Raw genomic sequence first — 21,852 nt, 5'->3', positions numbered from 1 at the left:
TCCGGCAGGGGAGTGGGGCGCACGGTCAGTCCTTCTTCTTAGGTGAACCTAAGTAAGAGTAGGGTGCGGGTGCGTGTTCCCAAAAACGGGTCCTGACATAAAAGAAGGTGCGTACTGCAGGGCGCACCGCCGTCCCTAGCCCGCGGCGCTCTCCGCTTCATCCGCAAAGAGCTGGTCAACAGCATCGGGGGCGAAGATCTTGCGCATAACGAGGGTAGTGAGTCCGTGGCAGGCGGCCAGGTCTTCCGGATGTCCTGCCTCCACCACCATGCCTTCGGCGATCCGCTCCACTACGTCGGTGAGGACACGGGAGGACACCTTTTCCACAAATTCGGGCAATCCACCGATTTGCCCACCCAGCACCAGGCGGTCAGGGTTAAGCGTGGTAACGGTGGCTGCAAGCGCCCGGCCAAGCACGTCCGCAGCATCATTGAGGGCCTGCAGGACCTCGGGGACTCCGGTCCCTGCTGCGGCGCCGATGTCATCAATTTTCGTCAGCCCCAGATGGCCCAGTCTGTCCCTGAGGGCACGCCCCGAGCTGTAGGCAGCCAGGCACCCGTGGCGGCCGCAGCGGCAAAGGGGGCCGTCCGCGGACATGCGGATATGGCCAATGTCCCCGGCAGAACCATGGGCGCCGCGCAGGATGGAGCCTTCCACCACGATGCCGCAGCCAATGCCCGTTCCGACCTTGACGTAGACAACTGTCTCAGCGTCACTGGCCCTTTCGCCCAGGGCTGCGGCACGCGCGTCGTTCTCAATAACCAGCGGCAGGTCCCAGGTCGCCTTGACAACCCGCACCACTGAGTCGGGTGACCATCCGGGGATGGTGGTCTGGTGTTTCACGTGCCCGGTACCAGCCTCCACCGGTGCTGGAAGGCTGACGCCGATACCCAACAAGGTCTCGTCGGAACCCTTCTCCAAAAGTTCCCGTCCTGCTTGAACCAGGGGAGTCAGGACTGAGTCAGCCGGCGCGCTGATTTCCAGTGCGAAGGTCTCAGAGCGCAGCTGGCGCCCGGTGGTGTCCGTGATGCTCACGGTGCCGTGTGTCTGGCCGAGAGTCAGCGCCAGGACAACGCGCCCGCGGTCCTCGAAGCGGATCTTCCGGGACGGCCGGCCACCGGTGGAACTGAGGGGTTCGGCCTCGTAGATGTAGCCGCGGCGCGTGAGCGTATCCAGCCGCTCATAAAGGGTGGCACGGGACATCCCGGTGGTTGACAGCAGTTGCTGGCGCGACAGGCCGTCCGCCGAACGGATCAGCTCCAGCAGATGCCCATGTGAGGTAGCCCCGCCCAGGCTTGCAGGCATTCTTTCAAGTGTCACGCCGGCCCCCTTTCTCCGGTCTACAAGCCTACTTCCTTACCGGAGCCCTCCAGGGGCTGGCCCGGTTACCGCTGCGAGGTAAACGCCGGCAAGGTGGACGGCACCGAAGACCGGCTCGACGGCGAGGGGCTTGGCGGCAGCCAGCCCTTCCCCGGCCAGGTGGGCGTTCAGTGCTTCCACAAGCGCAGGCTGGTGGACGCCGAGGCCGCCGCCAAGAACCACCGGGCCAACCAGGGCGAGGCGCCGGGCAACCTGCAGGACCTGGTCCGCCAAATGCCAGCCGCCTTCCCGGATGATGCTCTGACTGAGCACATGGCCGTGGGCCGCCGCCTCGAAAACCACGCCGGACCGCTGGGCCCAGTAACGCCGGTCGTGGTTGGTGTGGAAGTGGCTGATCAGCTGTTCAGGATGTTCCAGCCCGCAATCGGACAACAGCAACCGTGTGAGCTCGTCCGGCGCAAGTCCCAGGTTGAACTGCCGGAGGCTGTGGCGGACAGCCTCCCGCCCGAACCAGTATCCGCTGCCTTCGTCACCGAGCAGGTAACCCCAGCCGCCGCTCCTGGCCTCATCGCCGGCCTCGTTGGTTCCCCAAACGGCAGAGCCCGTGCCGGCGATCACTGCTATCCCTGCGTCCTGGCCCGCCGCTGCCAGGATGAGCCTGGTGTCATGGACAATTTCCACCTTGGCTCGGGGAGCATGCGGGGAGATGAGACTTTGGAGGTTCGCCGCGTCCTCCCTGGTGTCGATCCCCCCGGCCCCGACATAGACTGCGTCAGCATCCAGGCCGCCAAGGGCAGACATGAGGTGCCCGACATTCGCAGCCGCCGTGGCCTGGTCAACGTTTTGCACGTTTGCACTGCCGGCCACCTCATTCCGGGTGACCCGGCCGCCGTCAATCCTGACACCATGGGTTTTAGAACCCCCGATATCCAGCCCCACGATCACCTTTTCTTGGAGTGCCGCTGCGGGCCGGCGACCGGTGGATTCCGCAGGTGCCTTCGGAACTGTGGTCACTGGGGCTTCTCTTGGATTTCGACGTGTCCCGCGGCAGGCCCGGCTCCCATCCATTCCAGGGCAGCAGCCGCGGTCCAGGCCTGGGCCAGGCTGCCCAAAGGTTCGCCGGTAAAGGGTTCGTAGTACTCCCCAAACTGCAGGTCAGCCAACTGTTGAAGCGAAGCCGATCGAAGCTGGCCATAGAGCCCGGCTTCGCCGTCCCTGGCGGAGGCCCAGCCAAGCAGGAGGTTGAGGAACGGCCAAACCGGCCCCCTCCAGTACGTCCGGGGTTTGAAGGCGCCGCTCGCAGGAGAAGTGGACGGCGGGAGCGGGAACCGGAGGTCCGGAAAGCCCATCCACCGCGGCCCCTGCAGCAGCTCGCGCTGGGCGGCCAGGAGGGCAGGGTCTCCGCCGGACACCAGTGGTGCGAAACCGGAGACGGTCTCGGTGCCGATCCACTGTCCGGCCAGCACGTCGTAGTCCCTCGCCAGGCCCGTTGCGGGATCCACAGTGGACGCCACTCCGGCCTGGAACCGGGCCGCCATCAGCCGCAGTTCTTCGGCTTCCGTGCCCCTTCCGATCTCCTCGGCGAGGTCTGCCAGTACTGCGCTGGAAGCGGCCAGGATGGCGGAGAAGAACACGTCGCGCACCCGGAAGTGGACCACTTGCTGGACAGCGGCGTCGTCGAAGTCCACGTCCGCCATTTGCTGGACCAGCCACAGGTACTTTGTGTACTCGGCATCGTCCGGCCGTTCGCTGGCGTCCCCCACGTGGAGGGTGTCCCGGCGTGTGAAGGGAGCGACGTCGCCCGGCACCACCCGTGCATACGGGCCGTCCCAGCGGGGGGAATTGTCGAAGCCGGATTCCCAGCCGTGGTGGATTTCAATGAGGCCCACACCGTCCGGGTCCCGGACCGTGGCGAGCCACCGGTGCCACGCGAGCCAGCCGTCAAAGGACTCGGCAAGAAACGCTTCCGCCGCCACCTGGTCGGCGCCGCCATTTTCCCGGCCGCGGTCAACGATGTGGCGAAGGGCGATAGCGTGCACCGGGGGCTGGCAGATTCCGCTGCTCTTCACACCTGGGGGCAGGGCTGCCGCGCCCGCCGTTCCCCAACGGTCGAAGCCGGGAAAGTAGCCGGTGTCGTTGTCGCTGAACACGATGTGGGGGATCATCCCGGTGGACCACTGGGCATTGAGCAAGGTCCGGAGTTCGGTGACGGCGCGTGGGACGCTGGTGCGGGCCAGGCCGATGGCTACGAATGCGGCATCCCAGCTCCACATGTGCGGGTAAAGGTTTGGTGCCGCGCTGGTCATGGTGCCGAGGTCATTGAGGCGCAGGACCTCAATGGCGGCGCCGCGGAGCTCTTCCATGGAAACGGACGTGACGGGGTTCAATTGGCCTCCAGTGCCATCGAGGTTTCGCGGTCGTAGACCCGCATGGTGTTCGGGGCGAAGCCCAGCCAGATCGTTTTGTGGGGTGCCGTCCGGAAAGTCGGCGGCGCCTGGACCTTTAGGGTGTGGCCATCCACTTCCACCGTGAGGAGGATGGTTGAGCCCATGGGTTCAACCACCAGGACCGTGGCGGCGACGTCGCCCGAGGATCGCTCGTTTCTGACCGTCACGTTTTCGGCCCGGACGCCCAACAGCACGTCCCTTCCGGCGAAGGACCTCAGGATGGACGGGGCCATAAGCTGCTGTTCGCCCAGGACCAGGGTGCCGCCGTCGTGGCTGACTGCGGCGTCCATGAAGTTCATGGGCGGAGATCCGATGAAGCCGCCCACGAAGCGGTCCGCCGGGGCATCGTAGACGTCCAGCGGGTCACCGAGCTGGGCGATGCGGCCCTTGCGCATCACGGCCACCTGGTCGCCGAGGGACAGGGCCTCACTCTGGTCGTGCGTGACGTAGACGGTGGTGGTGCCTAGGTCCTGGACGATTTTTTTCAGTTCCGAGCGGAAGGTCAGACGCAGCAGGGCGTCCAGGTTGGAGAGCGGCTCATCCATGAGCAGGACGTCGGCATCCATGACAATGGCCCGGGCCACCGCGACGCGCTGGCGCTGGCCGCCGGACAGGTTGGCGGGAAGCCGGTCCAGGTACGGGCCAAGCTGCAGTAGGTCTGCCGCCCATTGAACCTTGCGTTCGATTTCTTCAGCCGGGACTTTGGCCATGCGCAGCCCGAAACCGATGTTGTAGCGGACCTTGCGGTGGGGGAAAACGGCGTAGGACTGGAACACCATGGACAGGTTGCGCTTGTTGGGCGGCAGGTAGGTCACGTCACGGCCGCCGATGGCAATCGAACCCGAATCGGGGAGCTCGAGTCCGGCGATCATGCGCAGCAGGGTGGTCTTGCCGCAACCGGAGGGGCCCAGCAGGACGGTGAACTCACCGTCCTGGATCTGCAGGGACACATCATCGGTGGCCCGTTCGGATCCGCCCGGATAGGTCTTTACGAGGTTGGAGATCTGGATATCAGCCACGATCGGCTCCTTCTGAAGTGCGGTGATAGGTCGGGCGGACCTAGCGGATGGTTGAGCCCCACATGTTGGTGAGGTAGCGGCGCATCAGCGCAATGAAGATGATGGACGGGATGACCAGCGCAAAGCCGCCGGCGAACCGGTAGGCGAGCGGTGAGTCGGACAGTGAGCTAAGCACCTGGGCCGGCAGTGTGCGGTGGTCCAGGGTCAGAATGGAGGCGCCCAGGACTTCGTTCCAGGACATAACGAAGGTGAAGATCGACGCCGCCGCCAGGCCCGGCAGTGCCATGGGCAGGACCACCCGTCCGAAGGCTCCGAGTGGCGTGCAGCCGAAGAGCCTGGCTGCCTCCTCCACGTCAATGGGAACGCTAAGGAAAACGCTGGCAGAGATGAGGATGGTGGTGGGCAGGGCAAGCGCGGTATGCAGCAGGATCACGGCGTACGTCGTGTCATAGATGTCCACCGTCAGGAAGAGCCTGGCAAGCGGAACGGACAGGACCACGATGGGAAGGGCGCGCGTGAAGAGCAGGAACAGCTGGTACGGGTCTTTGCCCTTGAAGCTGTAGCGCGCGAGTGCATAACCGGCGGGAACCCCGATGATTGCGGCGAAGAGCAGTGTTCCCAGCCCAACGATCAGCGAGTTGCCCAGGGCCCCGAAGATGCCCGTGGACCCGAGGAACGCGTTGAGCGTCTCCACCGACAGGTTGGTGGGCAGCAGCGACAGCGGAAACTGGTTGAGGGAGTCCCTCGTGGACAGCGCCGCCAGCGAGATCAGGTAGATGGGGATCAGCATAAAAAGTGAGACGGCGATGCAGGCTGCCTGGAGCAGGAAGCGGTTGCGTTTCTGCCGGGCAATGGGTGTTGTGTCCACTGGTGTGCTCATCGGAGGCCTCCCTGGTTTTTGTCGCGGAGTGCCTGCAGGTAGAAGATCGACGTCAGCATCGAGACGACGAGGATGACCAGTGCCAGCGCAGCGGCGACGTTGGGGTTCTGCAGGCCGGTGTACCAGCGGTAGGTCTCGCCCACTACAAGGGGGAAGTTTTGTCCGGTGAGGGCTTGTGCCACGGCGAAGGTTTGGAAGGCCAGGATTGTCCGGAGAATGAGGGCGACCTGAAGGCTGGGCTTGAGCAGCGGCAGGGTCACGTGCCGCAGCCGCTGCCAGAACGTGGCGCCGAAGACCTGGGCGGCTTCGTCGTAGTCCTTGGGAATGCCTTGCAGGCCGGCGACCACAATGATCAGCACCAGCGAGGTTGCCCGCCAGAGTTCAGCGATTAGGACGCACATAAACATGCTGGTCTGGTTGTCGTAGGCCAGCCAGGAACCGCCTTCAATGCCGAACAATGACAGGGCCGAGTTCAGGTAGCCGCGGTCGTTGAAGATAGCCAGCCAGACAAGCCCGGCTGCCAGGTCGCTCAGTGCCAGGGGGATGGCCCAGACGAAGAAGTGGACTTTGTGCAGCCGGGGATTGGTCCGCAGCATCAGGGCCATGCCGATCGCGAAAGCGAACTGCAGCGGAATCATCACCACGATGAGCAGCAGGGTGTTGCGCACGGCGGGCCAGAAGTAGGGGTCCTGGACCATCCGCGTGACGAAATCCAGGGTGAAGCCGTTTTCATCGCGGAAAGCCTGCAGGATTCCCTGGATGACAGGCCAGCCCAGGAGAAGCGCCATAAAGACCACCGAAGGGGCGATCAGCAGGACCGCGGGAGGTATCTTGCGCCGGCGGGGCGGAGCCAGCGTTCCGGCGGGAGTTGGTGGTGCCTCTACGGCCATTACGCTACCTCGCACTTCGTTGAGATCGGATCAGGTGCCCAGCACGGAACGTTAAGGCCCTGCAGGATGGTATTGAGCTGGGTTGCCTGGGTATCGAGGACCTGCTGGATCGGGCGGTTTTCCAGGCAGATTTGTTGGAAGCAGTTTTTGAAGACCTGGGATACTTCGCCTTCCTTCGCGCCCAGACCCACCGGGGGAAGGGCAAGGAGGGCGCCTTCTGATCGTTGCTGCCGCCGGACTGCCGCGGCTTCCAGGGCAATGGCGCCGGTCAGGTCTGACGGGAGTTCCGTCTGGACGACCGGGAAGAAGGCGTTGCTGCGCAGGGTCTCAATCTGGGACAGCGGTTCGGACAGGGCACGGATGGCTTTCTCTGCCAGGTCCCTTTCCTTGCCGTTCTTAGGCAGTGCGAGGCCGGCGATGATAAGCATGTAGCCGCGGCCCTTGGGGCCGCGCGGTGCGGGGACCATCAGCCACTCATCCGGGTTGTTGGCCGGTGCGTTGACCAGCCGCGCAACGTGGTCCCAGCCCACCAGGACTTCGCCACGTGCCAGTGGTTCCTGCATGTTGTCGAAGTTGGTGGAGGCCGGTGTCAGGGCAGACCACAGTTCCTGCATGTAGGTCCAGGCCGTGGCAGCGTCCTCGTTCCGGAAGGTAGTGATCTGGCCGCCGGTGAAGCTCGGCAACAGGAAGCCCTGGTAGAAGCGGTGGTGCAGGCCTTTGGGGCCTGCGGGCATGCCAAACACCGGACGTCCGGCTCCCTGTTTTGCCGCCTTCGCCCACGCAAGGAAACCCTCGTAGGTCAGATCGTTGACGTCCACTCCCGAGGGCAGCCATTCAAGGGCCTTTTTGTTGACGGCCACCACATACGTGGCCTGCATCCAGGGGACGTAGCGCGATGTGGAACCGCCCACTTTCGTCAGCTCGAGCATCTCCTTGGTGAAGCCGCGGCCGGACAGATCGCGGAGGAGGTTGTCCACGTCCTCCAGGGACTCCGCGAGCGGGGCAAGTTCACCGTGCAGCCCGCCAAGCAGGGAGGTCTTGACGTTACCGGCAGAAGCCTGGGTGCTGACGGTGGAAGAGAAGACGCCCGGATCCACGGAGTTATAGGCGACGGGTGCCTTCGCGAACTTCTTCAGCACTGCCTCGTATCGCTGCTTCTCCTCCACGGGCGTGAACTGGGTGGACAGGAAGCCGACGGTCCCTTCCCCGGCGGCCGCGCCGCTCGTGTCAAAGCCTGCGCACGAAGCCAGGAAGGGAGCCGACATAGCCGTTCCCAGTCCGGCCAAAAGGAGGCTTCTGCGGGACATTGCGGCGTGCTTGGGCTGGAAATACATGTCTTTCATTGACTGCTCCAATCGAGTGTGCGCCACTGCACAAACTTTCGTCTAAGCATTAGACATAAGCTCCAGCCTGTCAACCCCCTGGCGACGTCCGGGGCACGACCCGGACACCACGAGGGACCCTGCGGCCGGGCGCAAGAAAGCGACTGCAGGGGCGGGTCTTCGTGCAATAGCACCGGGCGGAGCCCGCCAAGCGGCACCGCGGGTTCGGGAAAGGCTGCATGCGGGCTCAGGCGTGACCCGGCTACCGTCCGGAGAAACCCTTCACGGCGTCCTCGATACTCAGGGGCTGCACGCTCGACGAGGTCGTGTCGCCGTCATCGACGGAGCGGGTCAGATTCGCGTGGAAATCGGGGATGCCTGCCGGCATCGCCTGACTCCGTTCTATTCGCCGCCGGCTTCGTCTTCAAGTTCCTCGAGCACGTCGGCGGCGTCCCGGTTGCCTCGCGCCGCCAACCGGCGGAGCTCATCGAGGTCGCCCATCTCGGCGGCGGTTTCCACCAGTTGGTCCGCCGCGTCCCGGCTGCCGGCACCAGCCAGCTGCCGGAGTTCGTCCAGGTCCCCCCGGTCGGCGGCACGCTCAATCAGTTCATCGACGGCGTCGGACTTGCCGCGGGCCGCCCGCTGCCGCAGGGCCTCAAGCTCAGGATCGGGTGTCTGCACGCTCCCACTATGGGCTCCCGCGTTCTACACGTCCAGAGCAGGCAAGCCCAACTTAAGCGGGAGGCGTCAGTACAGGAAGATGTCGATCCATTCGCGGTTGTGGGCATGGATGAGGACCAGGAACAGCACGAAGTCGAACAGCAGGTGGACGCTGACGATGTAGGACAGCGACTTCGTAATCGTGAAGAGCCTCGCTTGGAGCAGGGCAAACGGGAAGATGAAAAACGGCGCCCAGGAGTGGAATCCCAGCTCCCACAGGAATGACGTGAAAAGCACTGCCTGCAACAGGTTGGCCTGCCAGTCCGGAAGGTGCCGGCGCAGGAGCGTGAACGCCGTGCAGATAAAAAACAGCTCGTCCCAGATCCCCAGCACATTGGTACCCAAAAAGAGCCGGGCGATGCCCTCCGGATCGCTGACGGCCGGCCAGTTGTTGTAGACGCCGGTCCGGATCATGTAGACGGGCATCAGGGCGTACCCGATCAGCAGGACTGCGGGCAGGTACCATTTTTCGGCCCTGGTCCATGGCTGGCCGGTCCGGACGGGGAAGCGGATGGCGTGGTCCCCGGTGACAAACCGCGAAACCGCATAGGGTATGCCGACGGCCAGGATCATCGCGGTACCCATCACGGCCATGTGCTCGGTGCTGATGTCAGTGGTGATGGGAACCAGGCTCATGGCGGTCAGGCCCACGGCAATCAGCGCCAGGTCAATAACAAGGCGGCGGCTGATGATCCCGGCCAGCACCAGGGCGGCGGCCAGGAGGAGGAAGCCCGGGACGCGGTCCTCCCGGGCAAACAGCAGAAAGCCCGACGCCGACACCATCACTGCCGGGACCAGGCTCAGTGACGTGCGGCGCAGGTCAGCGGGGCCGGTGTCGCGCACGTGGGCCTGCGCCGCAGATTGCTGCTTCACAGCGTCGCCAGGAGTCCGGCCGCCTCGTCGAGCGCGCCGGGGACGAGGGAGTAGTAGGCCCAGGTGCCACGCTTTTCGCGGTTGAGCAGGCCGGCGTCCACCAGGATTTTCAGGTGGTGGGAGACCGTGGGCTGTCCGAGGTCCAGCGGCTCGGTAAGGTCGCACACACAGGCTTCGCCCGATTCCCCCGCTTTGACGATCGACAGCAGGCGGAGGCGGTTCGGATCGGCCAGCGCCTTGAAAACCAGTGCCCTCTGCTGGGCCTCCTTGGCGCTGAGGGCCGGCTTCCCGGACGGCGCGCAGCAGGAGGAGTCCACCTCGGGTTCGAGAATCTGCAGGGAGGTCATGCACCCCATTATGCAACAGATTGACATCCGTCGATATAGGCGGGCATACTTCACATATCGAAGTTCATCGATTTATCAAGTCCGCGCAGGAGGACCGTGAGTGCAGGAATTCGAAGCCTCTGGTAGCCGCACAGCACCCGGATGCCCAGTAGCCTTTTCCCAAACGCCTGAAGCAAAGGAATCCGCCGTGACTATTACCTCGAACAGCCAGCACGCCGCCACGGAGCAGTTGATCATTATCGGTTCCGGCCCGGCCGGGTACACTGCGGCGATCTACGCTGCCCGGGCGGGCCTGGAGCCGCTGGTGCTGGCCGGGTCCGTGACGGCTGGCGGTGCGCTGATGAACACCACCGAGGTTGAGAATTTCCCCGGCTTCCCGGGCGGGATCCAGGGGCCGGAGCTGATGGACGGGCTGCAGGAGCAGGCTGAGAAGTTCGGCGCGAAAGTAGTGTTCGACGACGTCACGGAGGTTGCGCTGGCCGGTCACCTGAAGACGGTGGTCACCGGCGGCGGCGAAACCCACCGTGCCCCGGCGGTCATCCTTGCCACCGGTTCCGCGTACAAGGAACTCGGGCTGCCGGAGGAGAAGAAGTTCAGCGGCCATGGCGTGTCCTGGTGTGCCACCTGCGACGGGTTCTTTTTCCGGGAACAGGACATCATCGTGGTGGGCGGCGGGGACTCGGCCATGGAGGAAGCGATGTTCCTGACCCGGTTCGGGAAGTCCGTGACCGTCGTCGTACGCAAGGGCGAGTTGCGCGCCTCACGGATCATGGCGCAGCGGGCCAAGGACAACCCCAAGATCAATTTCGCCTGGAACTCTGCCGTCACGGCCATCCATGGTGACGGCAAGGTCTCCGGGGTGACGCTGACGGATACACGCACGGGTGAGACCCGGCGCCAGGACGCCACGGGGATTTTTGTTGCGATCGGCCACGTGCCGCGCACCGAACTGCTGACCGGGCAGGTGGACCTCGACGAGGACGGCTACATTAAGGTCGATTCGCCCACCACCGTCACCAACCTCTCCGGCGTGTTTGCCTGCGGCGACGCGGTAGACCACCGGTACCGCCAGGCCATCACCGCCGCCGGCACGGGCTGCGCCGCTGCCCTGGACGCCGAACGCTACCTCGCCGCGCTGGAGGATGCGGACAGCATCGCCACCGCCCTGGTCGAGGAACCAACCCACAGCTAGGACCCGGAACAGGGGGAGGGGGTGAGCGGAATGACGACAGGATGCTGCGGCGACTCCGGTTGCTGCGACGACGATCAGGACTGCTGCTAGCAGCCCTCCCTCCTCCCAACCGGGTAGCGCCGCGCGTCGTTATGAGCTGCCAAAAGGACCCCCAGCGTCACCCGGTTGGGCCGCCGAGCGCCAAACCTACGGATGAGACAGAGGAAAAGCATGGAATCAACAAAGGCCCTTCCCGTTGCCGTGATCGGCGCCGGTCCCGTAGGGCTGGCCGCCGCGGCCCACCTGCTGGAGCGCGGCCTGGAGCCGCTGGTCTTCGAAGCTGGCCCGACGGCGGCCACGGCCATTGACCGGTGGCGCCACATCCGCTTGTTCTCACCGTGGCGGTTCAACCTCGACGCCGCCGCCCTCCGCCTGCTCGAGGCCAACGGTTGGAAGGCTCCCCGACTTACAGCTTTGCCCTACGGCGGCGAGCTGGTGGACAACTACCTCACCCCGCTGGCGGCGCTGCCGGAGATTTCCTCCCGGCTGCAGACGGGCGCCCGCGTTGCGGCCATCGGCAGGCAGGGCCTGGACAAAACCCACGTACGCAACCGCGACACTGCGCCGTTCCTGGTCCGGGTGGAGCACGCAGACGGCGAAACCCGCGATCATTCTGTGGCGGCAGTCATCGATGCGTCCGGCACCTGGTCGAGTCGCAACCCGCTGGGCGCATCCGGGCTGCCCGCGCTCGGCGAGGACGCGGCGGGAGACCGGATCTCAGAACCGCTGCCCGACGTCACGGGACGGGACAGGGCAGACTTCGCGGGGCGCCGGGTCCTGGTGGTGGGAGCCGGGCACTCCGCTGCCAACACCCTCATCAGCCTGGCCGAGCTCGCGAAGGACGAACCAAAGACCAGGATTCTCTGGGCCGTACGGGGAGCCTCCGCAGAGAAGGTCTACGGCGGCGGTGACGCGGACGGCCTGCCGGCGCGGGGACAACTCGGCGCCCGGGTGCGGCGCCTGGTGGAGGCCGGCAGGATCGAACTTTTGACGGGCTTTGGTATCGCCGCTTTGAACGACGCATCCGCGGGGGTCAGCGTGCACGCCGTGGACGGCCGCATTGTGGAGGCAGACATCGTTATTCCCTGCACCGGCTTCCGCCCGGACTTGGCGATCCTGCGGGAACTCCGGCTGGACCTGGATCCTGCCGTGGAAGCTCCCCAACAGCTGGGCCCGCTGATTGATCCGGAGTTCCACTCCTGCGGCACCGTTCCGCCGCACGGCGCAAAGCTGCTGGCCCACCCGGACAAGAACTTTTACATCGTGGGCATGAAGTCCTACGGCCGGGCGCCCACGTTTCTCCTCGCTACGGGTTACGAGCAGGTCCGGTCCGTGGTGGCTGCCCTGGCCGGAGACCGCGAAGCCGCGGACCAAGTCCAGCTCGAACTCCCGGAAACGGGAGTGTGTTCCACTGACGCCAGCAGCAGGTGTGACGTTCCTGCCCCGGCCGCTGCTCCTGCGGACGGGGAGGGCGCCTGCTGTGCAGCCCCGGAGCCGGCGCTGGTGGGCTTCCCCACCGGGCTGTCCCATGGCCGCTCGGCCAGCAACTGAAACACCGCAAAAGCGGGAAAGCGGGCGACGCCGGAACCTACCGCCGTCGCCCGCTTTTCCCTAAGGGGTGGTGGACCTACACGGAGGCCAGCGCGCGGTCTTCGCCGCGCACGCTCAGCGTAAAGGTGTTGGGTCCGCTGCAGGTAACGGCGATGCGGCAGGTGGTGGTGTTATGGCGCGCGGAAAGGTCGCTGACCGCGGTGTCCAAGGTGTGGTGGAGGGCCGACCGGTCCCAGATCTTCAGGGTCACGGAGTCATTGGCATCGAACGTCATTATTCAACTTCCATTTCATGCGGTTGGCGGCCCGGAGTCTTCATTGCCCGGACCGTGTCCTCGTCGGTGAGGACGGACTGCAGGCGGGAAAGCGCATTCCCGTACTTCCATGGTGCAGGTTGCTGCGGGGATTGGCAACCGTAGCAGGGCTGATGTGATCAAGCACACGGGACTGTCGGGAGTGTTGCCCGGAAGCCACAGACCCTGCTTTTCCATGGTGCCCAGAGCCGGGTGCGAGTCACAACCAATATGCGAATTGTTGCAGGTGAGACTCGTCACCTTCCGGTGGCGGGGGGAGGCGGCGCTACTCGTCGAAGTAGGTGACGATCTGCTGCTCGCCCGAAATGGACCTGATGACGGAAGCCGCTACATCCCGAAGCTCGATGTTGCGGGTGTTGGAGACCCTGGTGAGGATCTGGAATGCAGTGTCGCGGCTGCACCTGTTTTCGGCCATAATTGCGCCAACCGCCATGTCGATGACGGTGCGGGACTGCATGGCCGACGCGAGGTCGCTCCTGGCCTCGCTGAGCTGCGTGAGGCGAAGCACCAGCCGCACCGAACTTGCGGCCTGGCTGGCGAAGGCTTCCACGGTGGACACATCGTCCTCGGAAAATCCATTGCTCCGGCCGGAGTAGAGGTTGAGGACCGCTTCTGCCTCGCCGGCCAGGTCCAGCGGTACCGCAAGGATAGAGGAAACGCCACGCTCCCTGGCGACCTTCAGGTACGGAGCCCAGCGCCCCTCGGTGGCAAGATCCGATACCAGGACAGTGGTTCCGGCCCGGAGCGCCGTCAGGCAGGGTCCGTCCCCGCACCCGTTCTGCAACTCGTCCAAGGCATGGGCTGCCGCGTCGCTGCTGGCTACTGCTTCGGCTCTCTTGCGCCGGATGACGGTGACTCCCGAATGGATGCGGTTGTCAGGGGAGGACAGCCTTGAAGAGGCAATCACCGCTAAGTCCGTAAGGAAGCCGACGACATCCCGGCTGTCCAGGACCAGTTCCTGCAGCCACATCTCCCCATCCGGAGGTCTACTGTTCTGGGCCACTAGCCCTCGATCCTCGATGCGAAATGGCCTCGGCCACTCGTTGACCGGGGTATTCAACCTCTGGATTTCCCCGTCATCCCGAAATCTCCTGCTACTGACACTACGCTCGTGCAAGTTCTATTGATACGCCCGGTCCTTCTGCCTTCATCGTCCGGCCCGGTTGGCTGTCCGCCGCGGGCGTCCAGGCTTTCCAGTACTACGGGTGCACAACGCTGCTGGACAGCGGGGCGGCGAGTGCGTAGATTCTAAGTGGCGGGCGCCACATGACTGGGACGCTCCCCCTCCGGGGCACGTGCAGGGCCAGCAGGAGGAACCGCTGTAGCAACACGGCGGATGGATGCACACAGCGAAAGAGAGCCATCATGGCTGCCTCGCATTTCTCAACCTTTCTTGCCGAAGCCACAGTTCCCGAATTCGACACGGACTGTCCTATGTCCGCCGACTGCCTTTACGGCCTATATGTCAGCTGGTGCTTCCTTCACGGCCTGGAAGCGAAACCGGACATTACCTTCCGCGCGGCAATGCACCGGGCCGGCGTAGACGTTCATGACAGCAGGCTCCGGATGGTTGGTCCGGCAGCTGCCGACTACATTCTGTCCAGCTACCCCGCTGCGGCCTGACCATGTCGATCCATCCCGAGGGTCCCAACAACGGCGTTAGGGGGGAGCAGGCTGAGGACTATCCCCTCATCTGCACCAAGTGCGGATCGGACCGCCACTTGGCCCTGCACTCCATCGCGGCGCTCACCCCTCCTGCCAGCGATTCCGTGGAAGTGGGTTACTCCTGCAGGACGTGTAGGAACCATTACCTCCACCGGGCAGGCGTTGTTGCTGTTGCCGCGGTCCTGAACCGGGTCCGGAGCCCGGAGGACGTGCTCTCCTTCGGTGGGCACTACATCCACTGCGGGCAGCCCATGCAGAAGACGGGCTCGGAACTCCGCCGCCTTTATGCGCCTGCCACTACTGACCAGGACCTGGCAGACGCCTTGGATGTATACCTCACAACGCAGGTACTGCACTGTCCATGCGGTTTCCAGATTGAGCTGCCTGAATAGGCCTCCGGCTCTCGTCTCGAGAAGTATCCGTTCGGCATAAAGTTAATCGGGATGGAGGTCCCCCTGCTTCATGTAGGTCAACAGGCGCCTCTTTCGTGGGCCGGGACATAGGATAGGCCCATGTCGAATTCATCTGGGAGCGAGCCTGCGGCGCAGCTCCAGAGCATCCTGGTGGGCACGGAAGATGCAACTGAATTTCTCTCCGGGCTCTCCAAGCTGGCCGCCGCGGCGGTATCCGAGGCGGCCGGCGACGAGGTCGAATGCGCAGTCACCGTCAAGCTGAGGCGCAAGCCCTCTACTGCCGCGGGGAGCAGCGAACGCGCGATCGAGCTGGATCAGCTGGAGCAGGCGGTGGGTGACGGTCCCTGTATCAAGGCACTCAGGGACATGTCCCCCGTGATCATCGACGACGTCGCGACGGATCTGAGGTGGCCGGAGCTGAGCCGGAAATTCGCCGAGGCGGGCGTCTATAGCTCCCTGGGCGTACCACTGGAGATCAGTGACGGAGCCAGCGCGGCACTGAACTTTTTTGCTTCCAAGCCCGGTGCCTTCACCCCAAATGTCTACGACAAGGCCCTGGGCTTTGCTGCGGCCGCCCACAGCACACTCCAACTGTCTATCCGCATCAAATCGGCGCAAAGCCGTGCGGATGACCTGGAGGCAGCCATGGAAAGCCGGACCGCCATCAACCTGGCGTGCGGTGTGATCATGGCGCAGAACAGGTGCTCCCAGTCGGAAGCGATGGAGATTCTGACAAAGGTCTCCAGTAACCGCAACCGCAAGCTGCGTGATGTCGCAACCGAACTGATCGAACAGCTGTCCGGCACCAGCATCCAGACGCACTTCGACTAGTCAGCCACTCAGGCGGTGCTGGCTCAGTTGCCCTGCGAGCGGAGGGAAATGCCGCAGCCTGTGCCGGTCCTGCGGATATCCCAGCAGTGGCCGCTGCCGATCACCTCGAACTCCACGTCGCCGGCGTTGGGCAGGACAAGCGCCGTGTTCTCGTCCACCGCCACGGCCCTGTCCACGAACCCCGCGGCGACGGCACCGACGGCCCTGCTGAGGGTCCCGGCCTGGGCTGCGTGGACGTCCACGGCGAATGGAACGAGCCCCAGTCCGTCGCGCACATCGATCTCGTCGAGGTCCTCGGAGCACTCCTCGCCACACACTTCGACGCCGCTAATCCGGTAGCCGCCCATAATGCCCCTGCGGGGCGCAACCATGGCGCCGGCGGAAAACCCAAGGTAGGGGACGCCGTCGGCCACTCTTGCCGCAACCGCACCAGCGCAGTCCCGAAGCCCTTCGAGGTATACGGGGGTCAGTCCGCCGCCCACCACCACTGCGTCAGCGTCATCGAAAGCCGCCGGATCCGCCGGGCTGCCAGCACGCAGCAGGACCGGTGCCACCTCGCAGGAGGTCAGGGATTGAAGCGGCCCGGCGTAATCCTGCAGCACACTTCCAGGGTTTCCGCCGCGGTGGTGCACCACAACGGCGATCCGGCGCAGCTGGCTGCGGTGCCCGGGAATGTCCTTGACGAAACGCTCAAACACTTCCGGGAAGGAGTGGTAGTCCGGTCCGCCACCGGCCAGGAAAATGCCCATGGGCAACAAGATACAGTGCGTGCCTGAGCCTGATGGGCCGGAAACAGGCATTCCACGAAGTATTGACACCTCCTTCAAGCGGGTCTATCGTACAACCAAATGGTTGTAGATCAGCTCCGTGAAACCGAACTTGACCGCCTTTTCCAGGCGTTCGCCGATTCCACCCGGCGGGATATCGTCCGCCGGGTGACGGTCGGAGAATACACGGTCTCCGGCCTCGCGGGCCTTTACGCCATGAGTTTCGCCGCCGTCCAAAAGCACGTTGCGGTGTTGGAGCGCGCCTCCCTGGTCACCAAGGAAAAGCGCGGAAGGGAGCAGATCGTGCGGGGTAACCATGAAGGGCTGCAGAAAGCCCGCCGCCTGCTCGATGAGTACGAGGCGATTTGGCACCAGCGCGTAAGCCGGATCGCTGACATTCTGGCCGAAGGATAAGGAAAGGTTTCTGCAATGCCGGTCATCAGTTCCACCAAGAATCTTGAAGCGCTGAGCTTCACGCTGATCGCAGAATTTGATGCGGACATCCATCGGGTCTGGCAGATCTGGGAAGACCCGCGCCAGCTGGAACGCTGGTGGGGCCCGCCTACCTGGCCGGCCACCTTCGAGGAGTTCGACTTCCGCTCAGACGGCAAGGCCAGCTACTACATGAGCGGTCCCGAGGGCGAAAAGGCCCGCGGATGGTGGCGCTTCACCACCATCGATGGCCCCAAGAGGCTTGCCTTCGACGACGGATTTGCCGATGACAACGGCCAGCCCGTGGATGCCTTGGGAACCACCCACGCCACCGTCAACCTGGAGGGCATTGGCGACCGCACCAGGATGACGATCGTCTCCTCATTCGAGTCGGAGGAGCAGATGGAGCAGATGGTCCAGATGGGCATGGAGGAAGGCATGAGGGAGGCCGTCGGACAGATCGACGCCATCCTTTCCGAACACGCCAACGCCTGAGCGGCTAAGCCGGCACGCAACAAGGGGCGTACGACGGCGGGACCTCCCGCCGTCGTACGCCTAGGCCATTCCTGGGGCGGCGCCCGCGGCAATGACGAGGAGCGAGCTCGTGGCGGTGGCCAACAGCTCACCGGCCGGGCCAAGAATGCGTCCCTCGGCAAAGATGACGCGCTGCCCTTGCTTGACCACCGCTCCCTTGGCCCGAAGGATTCCGTGGCGGGCCGTGATGGGGCGAAGGTAGCTGACGGAAAGGTCAATGGAGGTGTAGCCGAACCCTGCCGCCAAAGTACTGTGGGCGGCGCACCCGACCACCGTATCCAGGAGCGTGCACGCCAGGCCGCCGTGCACTACACCCAGAGGGTTGTAATGCGCTTCAGTGGGCCTGCATTCAAACTCCACCCGCCCGGACTCCACCGCCACAAGAGCCAGGTTCATCAGTGCTGCCATGGGCGGCCGCGGAATAGCCCCGTCACGCATTCCGGAGAGGAACTCAAGACCGGACATCCGCGGGAGGTGTGCCAGCCCCACTCGGGGATCCACCCAGCGAAAGGTTTCCGCCCGCTCTGCTGATCCGCTGGAATCCATGGACGTGCTCCTCTTCGATCGGCCGGCCTGAACAGCTTAAACCTCTCGCCCGAAGTGATCCACGGCTGGCGTTGAAGCCGACGAAAAGCTTCTGAATACTGGAAGGAAGGATCATTCCGACGTGAGGCGGTGGCAGTGATGAGCAGCGGTGCGGAGGACTTGCGGAAACGCCTGGAGCGGGCAGCGGAAGTCCGGTCCTACCGGGGAGCCGGCATCAGCGCCGAGGAAGAGGCGGCGCTCGACGCCCTCGATGCCCGGGAGCGGGAGAAGCGCCGGAAGGTGAGCGATGCTGCCAGGGCGGAGTATCTGGTCCGGGATGCCATGGCACAAGGAAAGTTCGACAACCTCAAGTACGCGGGCAAACCGATTCCGGGTTTGGGGGAGTCCTACGATCCTGACTGGTGGGTCAAGGGCCTCATTCAGCGGGAAAACATCAGCGGCCTCGGTCCGGCGGCCATCCTGCTCCGCACCGAGGACGCCGAGCTGGAGGCCAAGCTCGATGCCCAGTACATGGAGCAGCAGGTCCGCGACATCCTGCAGGATTTCAACCGCCGGGTCATCGACGCGCGGCGCCAGCTGCAGGGCGGGCCGCCGGTCATCACCAAGACCCGGGACGTGGAGGAGGAGGTGCGGCGGTGGCGCGAACGCCGGGCAGCCTCGCAGGTTCCCCAGGCTGAGGTTGAGCCGGAAGCGCCCCGCTCGTGGTGGCGGCGGCTATGGAAAGGGACGGGCCCCGCTTACTGATCAGGCCGGCGGACGACGGCGGTGCTGGCCGCCGTCGTTCGGCTGGTTTGTGGCGAGTGCTTTGCTTTGGTGGGGTGCTTTCGCCTCGAAAAGCTCGCAGAGTGCGTTGTAGTACTTGTCGGTCTGGCCCAGGTGGGTCATGCCAATCCGTGCGCAGACCCGCTGTGAAGCGGTGTTGGCCGGGGCCGTGACTGCCACAACTTTGTCCAGCCCGCTGTCCAACGCGTAGGCGAGGACCGCGGCCGCCGCCTCTGTTGCGCAGCCGTTTCCCCAGTGATCGGGATGGAAGTGCCAGCCAATCTCGGTATCACCGGAAGGCTGCAGGGGCAGGGATCCGCTGGACGCCGGGATGGATTTCAGGAGCAGCGTCCCGGTGAGGCGCGCCGGCTTCAGCTCCACTGCCCAGATGCCGTGGACGGGGTGGGCCATGTCCTGCTGGCCGATGCTCCGCCAGATCCGAATGCGGTCCTCGGCTTCGGAACGGTCCCGCATCACCCGTGGATGGTTGCCGATAAAGCGCTGTACCTCCCACCGCGAGTAAAGGTCCAGCACAAAGTCGGCATCCTCCGGTTCCCACTGGCGCAGGACCAGCCGCTTGGTCTCAAGCCTCTTCACCCCGCCAATCCTGCCAGAGACGTCCGGTTTGCAGTCCGTTGCCTGCAGTCAGATGCCCGCTGTCAGCGGCTTGGGGTCAGCGGCCCGGGGTGGGTGGAGGGCTGGGGCTGGACATGGACGGCGGAGGCGCCGGGAACGGCGCAGCCGGATACAGCGGTGCCACATTCACCATGTAGTTGGCCCACTGCGGCCCGGCGATCATAAAACCATCCAGCCGGGGGTAGAAGGTGCCGTTGATGGTGACGTTCTGCCCTGGGCGCTTCTGGCCTTCGAGCGCATCCCCGAAGAAGGAAGCCGTGGAAAGACCCGTGGTGTAGCCCACCACCCAAGTTGCCCCGTTGTTGTTCGAGGTTCCGGTCTTTGCCGCCACGGGAACCTTGTCCTGGACCTTGGGATTGATCCAAACTCCGGAACCCACCTTCATCACGTCCTGCAGCACGGAGTTCACACCACGGGCCACGTCCGGCTTCACCGCATCCCGGCAATCGACGGTCTGGGCCGGAAGTTTCCCTCCCACGGCGTCAGTTACGTCCAGCAGGGCGATAGGTGCGCAGTATTTTCCGTCCGTCGCGAAGGTGGCAAAGGCGTTCGCCATATGTAGCGGCGCCACGTTGGTGGCACCCAGGAGGTTGCCCAGCTGGTGCATGTTGATGGGGGAACCGTCGTGGCCGCTGTGCAGGCCCACGGCGTCCACCATCTTCTGGATGCCGCAGAAGTCCAACTGGGTGGCGGAAGCGAAGGTGGCGGTGTTGATGGAGTTGTAAAGGCCGTAGTTGATGGGCATCTTTCGGTAGAAGCCCTCTTCAGCGTTCTGGAGGTCATCTGCCGCGCCCAGTTCGGGGTTGTTCTGGGCCGTGCTGTAGGCGCCCAGCACCTTTCCGCAACTGGACCGCCAGGGGAATCCCAGGGGGTAGACGCGCTTCGAGGCGTCCACCTCGGCATTCAGCGGCTTGCCCTCGTTCAGCCACTGGGCGAAGGTGAAAGGCTTCATGGTGGAGCCGGTCTGGAAGCCGCCGGCGCCGTTCAGGTCATTGCCCTGCGGGTCCTTTGCATCGACGTTGAAGTTCAGGTGGGTATCGAACTTGCCCGGCTCGGCCAGGAACACCGTGTTCTGCGCCATCGAAAGAATTCTTCCGCTGCCGGGCTGGACGGACACCAGGGCTGCTCCCCACCGGTCCGGATTGGGCCCTGCCGTACCGTCCACCTGTGACTGGGCTGCCGCCTGAAGCCTGCTGTCCAGGGTTGTGGTGATGGTGAGGCCGCCCCGGTAGAGCTTCCTCTCCCGTTCCTTCAGGGTAGGCCCATACGCGGGGTTGTTCAGGATGAGGTGCGAGATGTAGTCGCAGAAGTACGGCGCCATGGTGGCATTCGCACAACCCTGCCGCTCCGGGCTGATCTTCAGCTCGATGGGCGTGGCTACCGCCTGGTCATGCTCTTCCTGGGTGATCATCTCCTGCCGGAGCATCTCGCCGAGCACCTGGTCGCGGCGGACCACTGACTTCTCCGGGTTAAGCGCGGGGTTGTAGAACGTGGGGCTGTTCACCAGCCCGGCGAGCAGCGCGGACTGGGGAAGGTTAAGGTCCTTGGCGGTGCTGCTGAAGAAGTAGCGTGCGGCCGCCTCGATCCCATAGGCGTCGCTGTTGAAGAACACAATGTTCAGGTATCCCTCGAGGATCTGCTCTTTGGTGAACTTCTTCTCCAGGGCAACAGCCAGTTTCATCTCCCGCAGCTTGTCACCGATGTCCTTCTGGCCGCTGAGGATCACCTCATCCGGCCGGTCCTGCGAGAGCCTCGCCTCGTTGATCACGTTGGTGACGTACTGCTGGGTGATGGTGGATGCCCCCTGCTGGTCACCCTTCGTCAGGTTAGCCACCACCGCGCGGAGGATGCCTTGGGGATCGAGGCCTGCATGTTCATAGAATCTGCTGTCCTCAATGGCGATGACGGCGTCCTTGATGTAAGGCGACATCTGGTCCAGCGGGATCCTGACCCGGTTCTCCGCATAGAACGTTGCGATGGGCTGGCCATCCGAGGTGAGGACCTTGGTGGCTTGAGACGGCGGCTGGACCGTCAGCTCCTCCGGCAGGCTTTCGAAAAATCCGATGGAAGTGCTGACGCCGTAGCCGGCAGCTGCAACGGACGGCACTACCAGGCTGGCGGCAAGCACTCCGCACATGGCGCTCGCCGCGAGGAATCCGAAAATGCTTCCCAGAATGGAACCGCGACCACGCCGTCGCTTCTTTTTATTCGCCATTTTTCAGCCCTCGAGCTTGAAGAGTGCAACCAGACTACGCCGTTGCCGAGGCTGTGAACCAGACATGGAAGATCATATTTCGGTCAATTCTTTCATTGACTCAGCGATAGTTAACGACATATCGTTAACTATCGCTGA

The 21,852-nt window shown here is 64.3% G+C and carries 24 protein-coding genes; 8 read left to right on the top strand and 16 right to left on the bottom strand.

Annotated elements, in window-relative coordinates; all coding sequences use genetic code 11:
- Window positions 1–135 precede the first annotated feature (135 nt).
- The 10 genes from AC5RUQ_RS13135 to AC5RUQ_RS13090 form a co-directional block, all read right to left on the bottom strand.
- Window positions 136–1,320, bottom strand: a complete 1,185-nt coding sequence (locus AC5RUQ_RS13135; RefSeq protein WP_493947780.1) for an ROK family protein — start codon at window positions 1,318–1,320, stop codon at window positions 136–138.
- Window positions 1,321–1,356: 36 nt separating this feature from the next.
- A complete protein-coding gene (locus tag AC5RUQ_RS13130; RefSeq protein WP_493947779.1) occupies window positions 1,357–2,334 on the bottom strand; it encodes an N-acetylglucosamine kinase in 978 nt (325 codons plus the stop codon).
- Window positions 2,331–3,707 (bottom strand): glucosylglycerate hydrolase, encoded by a 1,377-nt coding sequence (gene ggh, locus AC5RUQ_RS13125; protein WP_493947778.1) that lies wholly within the window; start codon window positions 3,705–3,707, stop codon window positions 2,331–2,333. Before ggh ends, AC5RUQ_RS13130 begins: the two co-directional genes overlap by 4 nt.
- Complete coding sequence (locus tag AC5RUQ_RS13120) at window positions 3,704–4,786, bottom strand: ABC transporter ATP-binding protein (protein ID WP_430227334.1); 1,083 nt, start codon at window positions 4,784–4,786, stop codon at window positions 3,704–3,706. Before AC5RUQ_RS13120 ends, ggh begins: the two co-directional genes overlap by 4 nt.
- A gap of 40 nt (window positions 4,787–4,826) precedes the next feature.
- Window positions 4,827–5,666 (bottom strand): carbohydrate ABC transporter permease, encoded by an 840-nt coding sequence (locus AC5RUQ_RS13115; RefSeq protein ID WP_256249799.1) that lies wholly within the window; start codon window positions 5,664–5,666, stop codon window positions 4,827–4,829.
- Window positions 5,663–6,556 carry a carbohydrate ABC transporter permease gene (locus tag AC5RUQ_RS13110; protein WP_493947777.1) on the bottom strand — a complete coding sequence of 298 codons (894 nt, stop codon included), beginning with the start codon at window positions 6,554–6,556 and terminating at the stop codon, window positions 5,663–5,665. The genes AC5RUQ_RS13115 and AC5RUQ_RS13110 overlap by 4 nt, the downstream gene beginning before the upstream one ends.
- Window positions 6,556–7,899, bottom strand: coding sequence for an ABC transporter substrate-binding protein (locus AC5RUQ_RS13105; RefSeq protein ID WP_493947776.1), 1,344 nt, complete (start codon window positions 7,897–7,899; stop codon window positions 6,556–6,558). The genes AC5RUQ_RS13110 and AC5RUQ_RS13105 overlap by 1 nt, the downstream gene beginning before the upstream one ends.
- 381 nt (window positions 7,900–8,280) lie before the next feature.
- Window positions 8,281–8,559: a hypothetical protein gene (locus AC5RUQ_RS13100; RefSeq protein ID WP_493947775.1), complete on the bottom strand. Its 279-nt coding sequence runs from the start codon at window positions 8,557–8,559 to the stop codon at window positions 8,281–8,283.
- 66 nt (window positions 8,560–8,625) lie between these two features.
- The gene (locus tag AC5RUQ_RS13095; RefSeq protein ID WP_493948130.1) at window positions 8,626–9,381 is read right to left on the bottom strand and encodes a CPBP family glutamic-type intramembrane protease; all 756 of its coding nucleotides are present in this window, start codon (window positions 9,379–9,381) and stop codon (window positions 8,626–8,628) included.
- Window positions 9,382–9,467: 86 nt separating this feature from the next.
- Window positions 9,468–9,818, bottom strand: a complete 351-nt coding sequence (locus tag AC5RUQ_RS13090; RefSeq protein WP_493947774.1) for an ArsR/SmtB family transcription factor — start codon at window positions 9,816–9,818, stop codon at window positions 9,468–9,470.
- 187 nt (window positions 9,819–10,005) lie between these two features.
- On the opposite strand from AC5RUQ_RS13090, the gene trxB reads away from it, so the two are divergent.
- Window positions 10,006–11,010, top strand: a complete 1,005-nt coding sequence (gene trxB / locus AC5RUQ_RS13085; RefSeq protein ID WP_493947773.1) for a thioredoxin-disulfide reductase — start codon at window positions 10,006–10,008, stop codon at window positions 11,008–11,010.
- A gap of 210 nt (window positions 11,011–11,220) precedes the next feature.
- Window positions 11,221–12,600: an FAD-dependent oxidoreductase gene (locus AC5RUQ_RS13080; RefSeq protein ID WP_493947772.1), complete on the top strand. Its 1,380-nt coding sequence runs from the start codon at window positions 11,221–11,223 to the stop codon at window positions 12,598–12,600.
- 76 nt (window positions 12,601–12,676) lie between these two features.
- Here AC5RUQ_RS13080 and AC5RUQ_RS13075 read toward each other — a convergent pair whose 3' ends face one another.
- Both AC5RUQ_RS13075 and AC5RUQ_RS13070 read right to left on the bottom strand, forming a co-directional pair.
- Window positions 12,677–12,874 carry a hypothetical protein gene (locus tag AC5RUQ_RS13075; RefSeq protein WP_493947771.1) on the bottom strand — a complete coding sequence of 66 codons (198 nt, stop codon included), beginning with the start codon at window positions 12,872–12,874 and terminating at the stop codon, window positions 12,677–12,679.
- A 304-nt stretch (window positions 12,875–13,178) separates the two neighbouring features.
- Window positions 13,179–13,916: a GAF and ANTAR domain-containing protein gene (locus tag AC5RUQ_RS13070; protein ID WP_493947770.1), complete on the bottom strand. Its 738-nt coding sequence runs from the start codon at window positions 13,914–13,916 to the stop codon at window positions 13,179–13,181.
- A 362-nt stretch (window positions 13,917–14,278) separates the two neighbouring features.
- On the opposite strand from AC5RUQ_RS13070, the gene AC5RUQ_RS13065 reads away from it, so the two are divergent.
- From AC5RUQ_RS13065 to AC5RUQ_RS13055, 3 genes are all read left to right on the top strand, one after another.
- Window positions 14,279–14,536: a hypothetical protein gene (locus AC5RUQ_RS13065; RefSeq protein ID WP_458779613.1), complete on the top strand. Its 258-nt coding sequence runs from the start codon at window positions 14,279–14,281 to the stop codon at window positions 14,534–14,536.
- 2 nt (window positions 14,537–14,538) lie between these two features.
- Window positions 14,539–14,970, top strand: coding sequence for a hypothetical protein (locus tag AC5RUQ_RS13060; RefSeq protein WP_493947769.1), 432 nt, complete (start codon window positions 14,539–14,541; stop codon window positions 14,968–14,970).
- 120 nt (window positions 14,971–15,090) lie between these two features.
- Window positions 15,091–15,822 (top strand): GAF and ANTAR domain-containing protein, encoded by a 732-nt coding sequence (locus AC5RUQ_RS13055; RefSeq protein ID WP_493947768.1) that lies wholly within the window; start codon window positions 15,091–15,093, stop codon window positions 15,820–15,822.
- A 23-nt stretch (window positions 15,823–15,845) separates the two neighbouring features.
- On the opposite strand, the gene AC5RUQ_RS13050 is transcribed toward AC5RUQ_RS13055, so the two are convergent.
- On the bottom strand, window positions 15,846–16,571 hold the full coding sequence (locus AC5RUQ_RS13050; RefSeq protein WP_493947767.1) for a Type 1 glutamine amidotransferase-like domain-containing protein: 726 nt from the start codon (window positions 16,569–16,571) through the stop codon (window positions 15,846–15,848).
- Window positions 16,572–16,670: 99 nt separating this feature from the next.
- Here AC5RUQ_RS13050 and AC5RUQ_RS13045 point away from each other — a divergent pair, with 99 nt between their 5' ends.
- Together AC5RUQ_RS13045 and AC5RUQ_RS13040 are read left to right on the top strand one after the other, a co-directional pair.
- Entirely contained in the window at window positions 16,671–17,003 is a 333-nt protein-coding gene (locus tag AC5RUQ_RS13045) for an ArsR/SmtB family transcription factor (protein WP_493947766.1), read from the top strand.
- Between the two features lie 15 nt (window positions 17,004–17,018).
- Window positions 17,019–17,516 carry an SRPBCC family protein gene (locus tag AC5RUQ_RS13040; RefSeq protein ID WP_493947765.1) on the top strand — a complete coding sequence of 166 codons (498 nt, stop codon included), beginning with the start codon at window positions 17,019–17,021 and terminating at the stop codon, window positions 17,514–17,516.
- Window positions 17,517–17,576: 60 nt separating this feature from the next.
- Here AC5RUQ_RS13040 and AC5RUQ_RS13035 read toward each other — a convergent pair whose 3' ends face one another.
- The gene (locus tag AC5RUQ_RS13035) at window positions 17,577–18,101 is read right to left on the bottom strand and encodes a PaaI family thioesterase (RefSeq protein WP_493947764.1); all 525 of its coding nucleotides are present in this window, start codon (window positions 18,099–18,101) and stop codon (window positions 17,577–17,579) included.
- 138 nt (window positions 18,102–18,239) lie between these two features.
- Here AC5RUQ_RS13035 and AC5RUQ_RS13030 point away from each other — a divergent pair, with 138 nt between their 5' ends.
- Window positions 18,240–18,845 carry a DnaJ family domain-containing protein gene (locus AC5RUQ_RS13030; protein ID WP_493947763.1) on the top strand — a complete coding sequence of 202 codons (606 nt, stop codon included), beginning with the start codon at window positions 18,240–18,242 and terminating at the stop codon, window positions 18,843–18,845.
- On the opposite strand, the gene AC5RUQ_RS13025 is transcribed toward AC5RUQ_RS13030, so the two are convergent.
- Both AC5RUQ_RS13025 and AC5RUQ_RS13020 read right to left on the bottom strand, forming a co-directional pair.
- Window positions 18,846–19,460 (bottom strand): GNAT family N-acetyltransferase, encoded by a 615-nt coding sequence (locus tag AC5RUQ_RS13025; RefSeq protein WP_493947762.1) that lies wholly within the window; start codon window positions 19,458–19,460, stop codon window positions 18,846–18,848.
- 76 nt (window positions 19,461–19,536) lie between these two features.
- Entirely contained in the window at window positions 19,537–21,714 is a 2,178-nt protein-coding gene (locus tag AC5RUQ_RS13020; RefSeq protein WP_493947761.1) for a transglycosylase domain-containing protein, read from the bottom strand.
- Between the last annotated feature and the right edge of the window lie 138 nt (window positions 21,715–21,852).

This window comes from Arthrobacter sp. MDT2-3 (assembly GCF_059090465.1).
The sequence above is the reverse complement of the archived record's forward strand: the minus strand, read 5'-3'. Positions and strand labels throughout refer to the sequence as shown.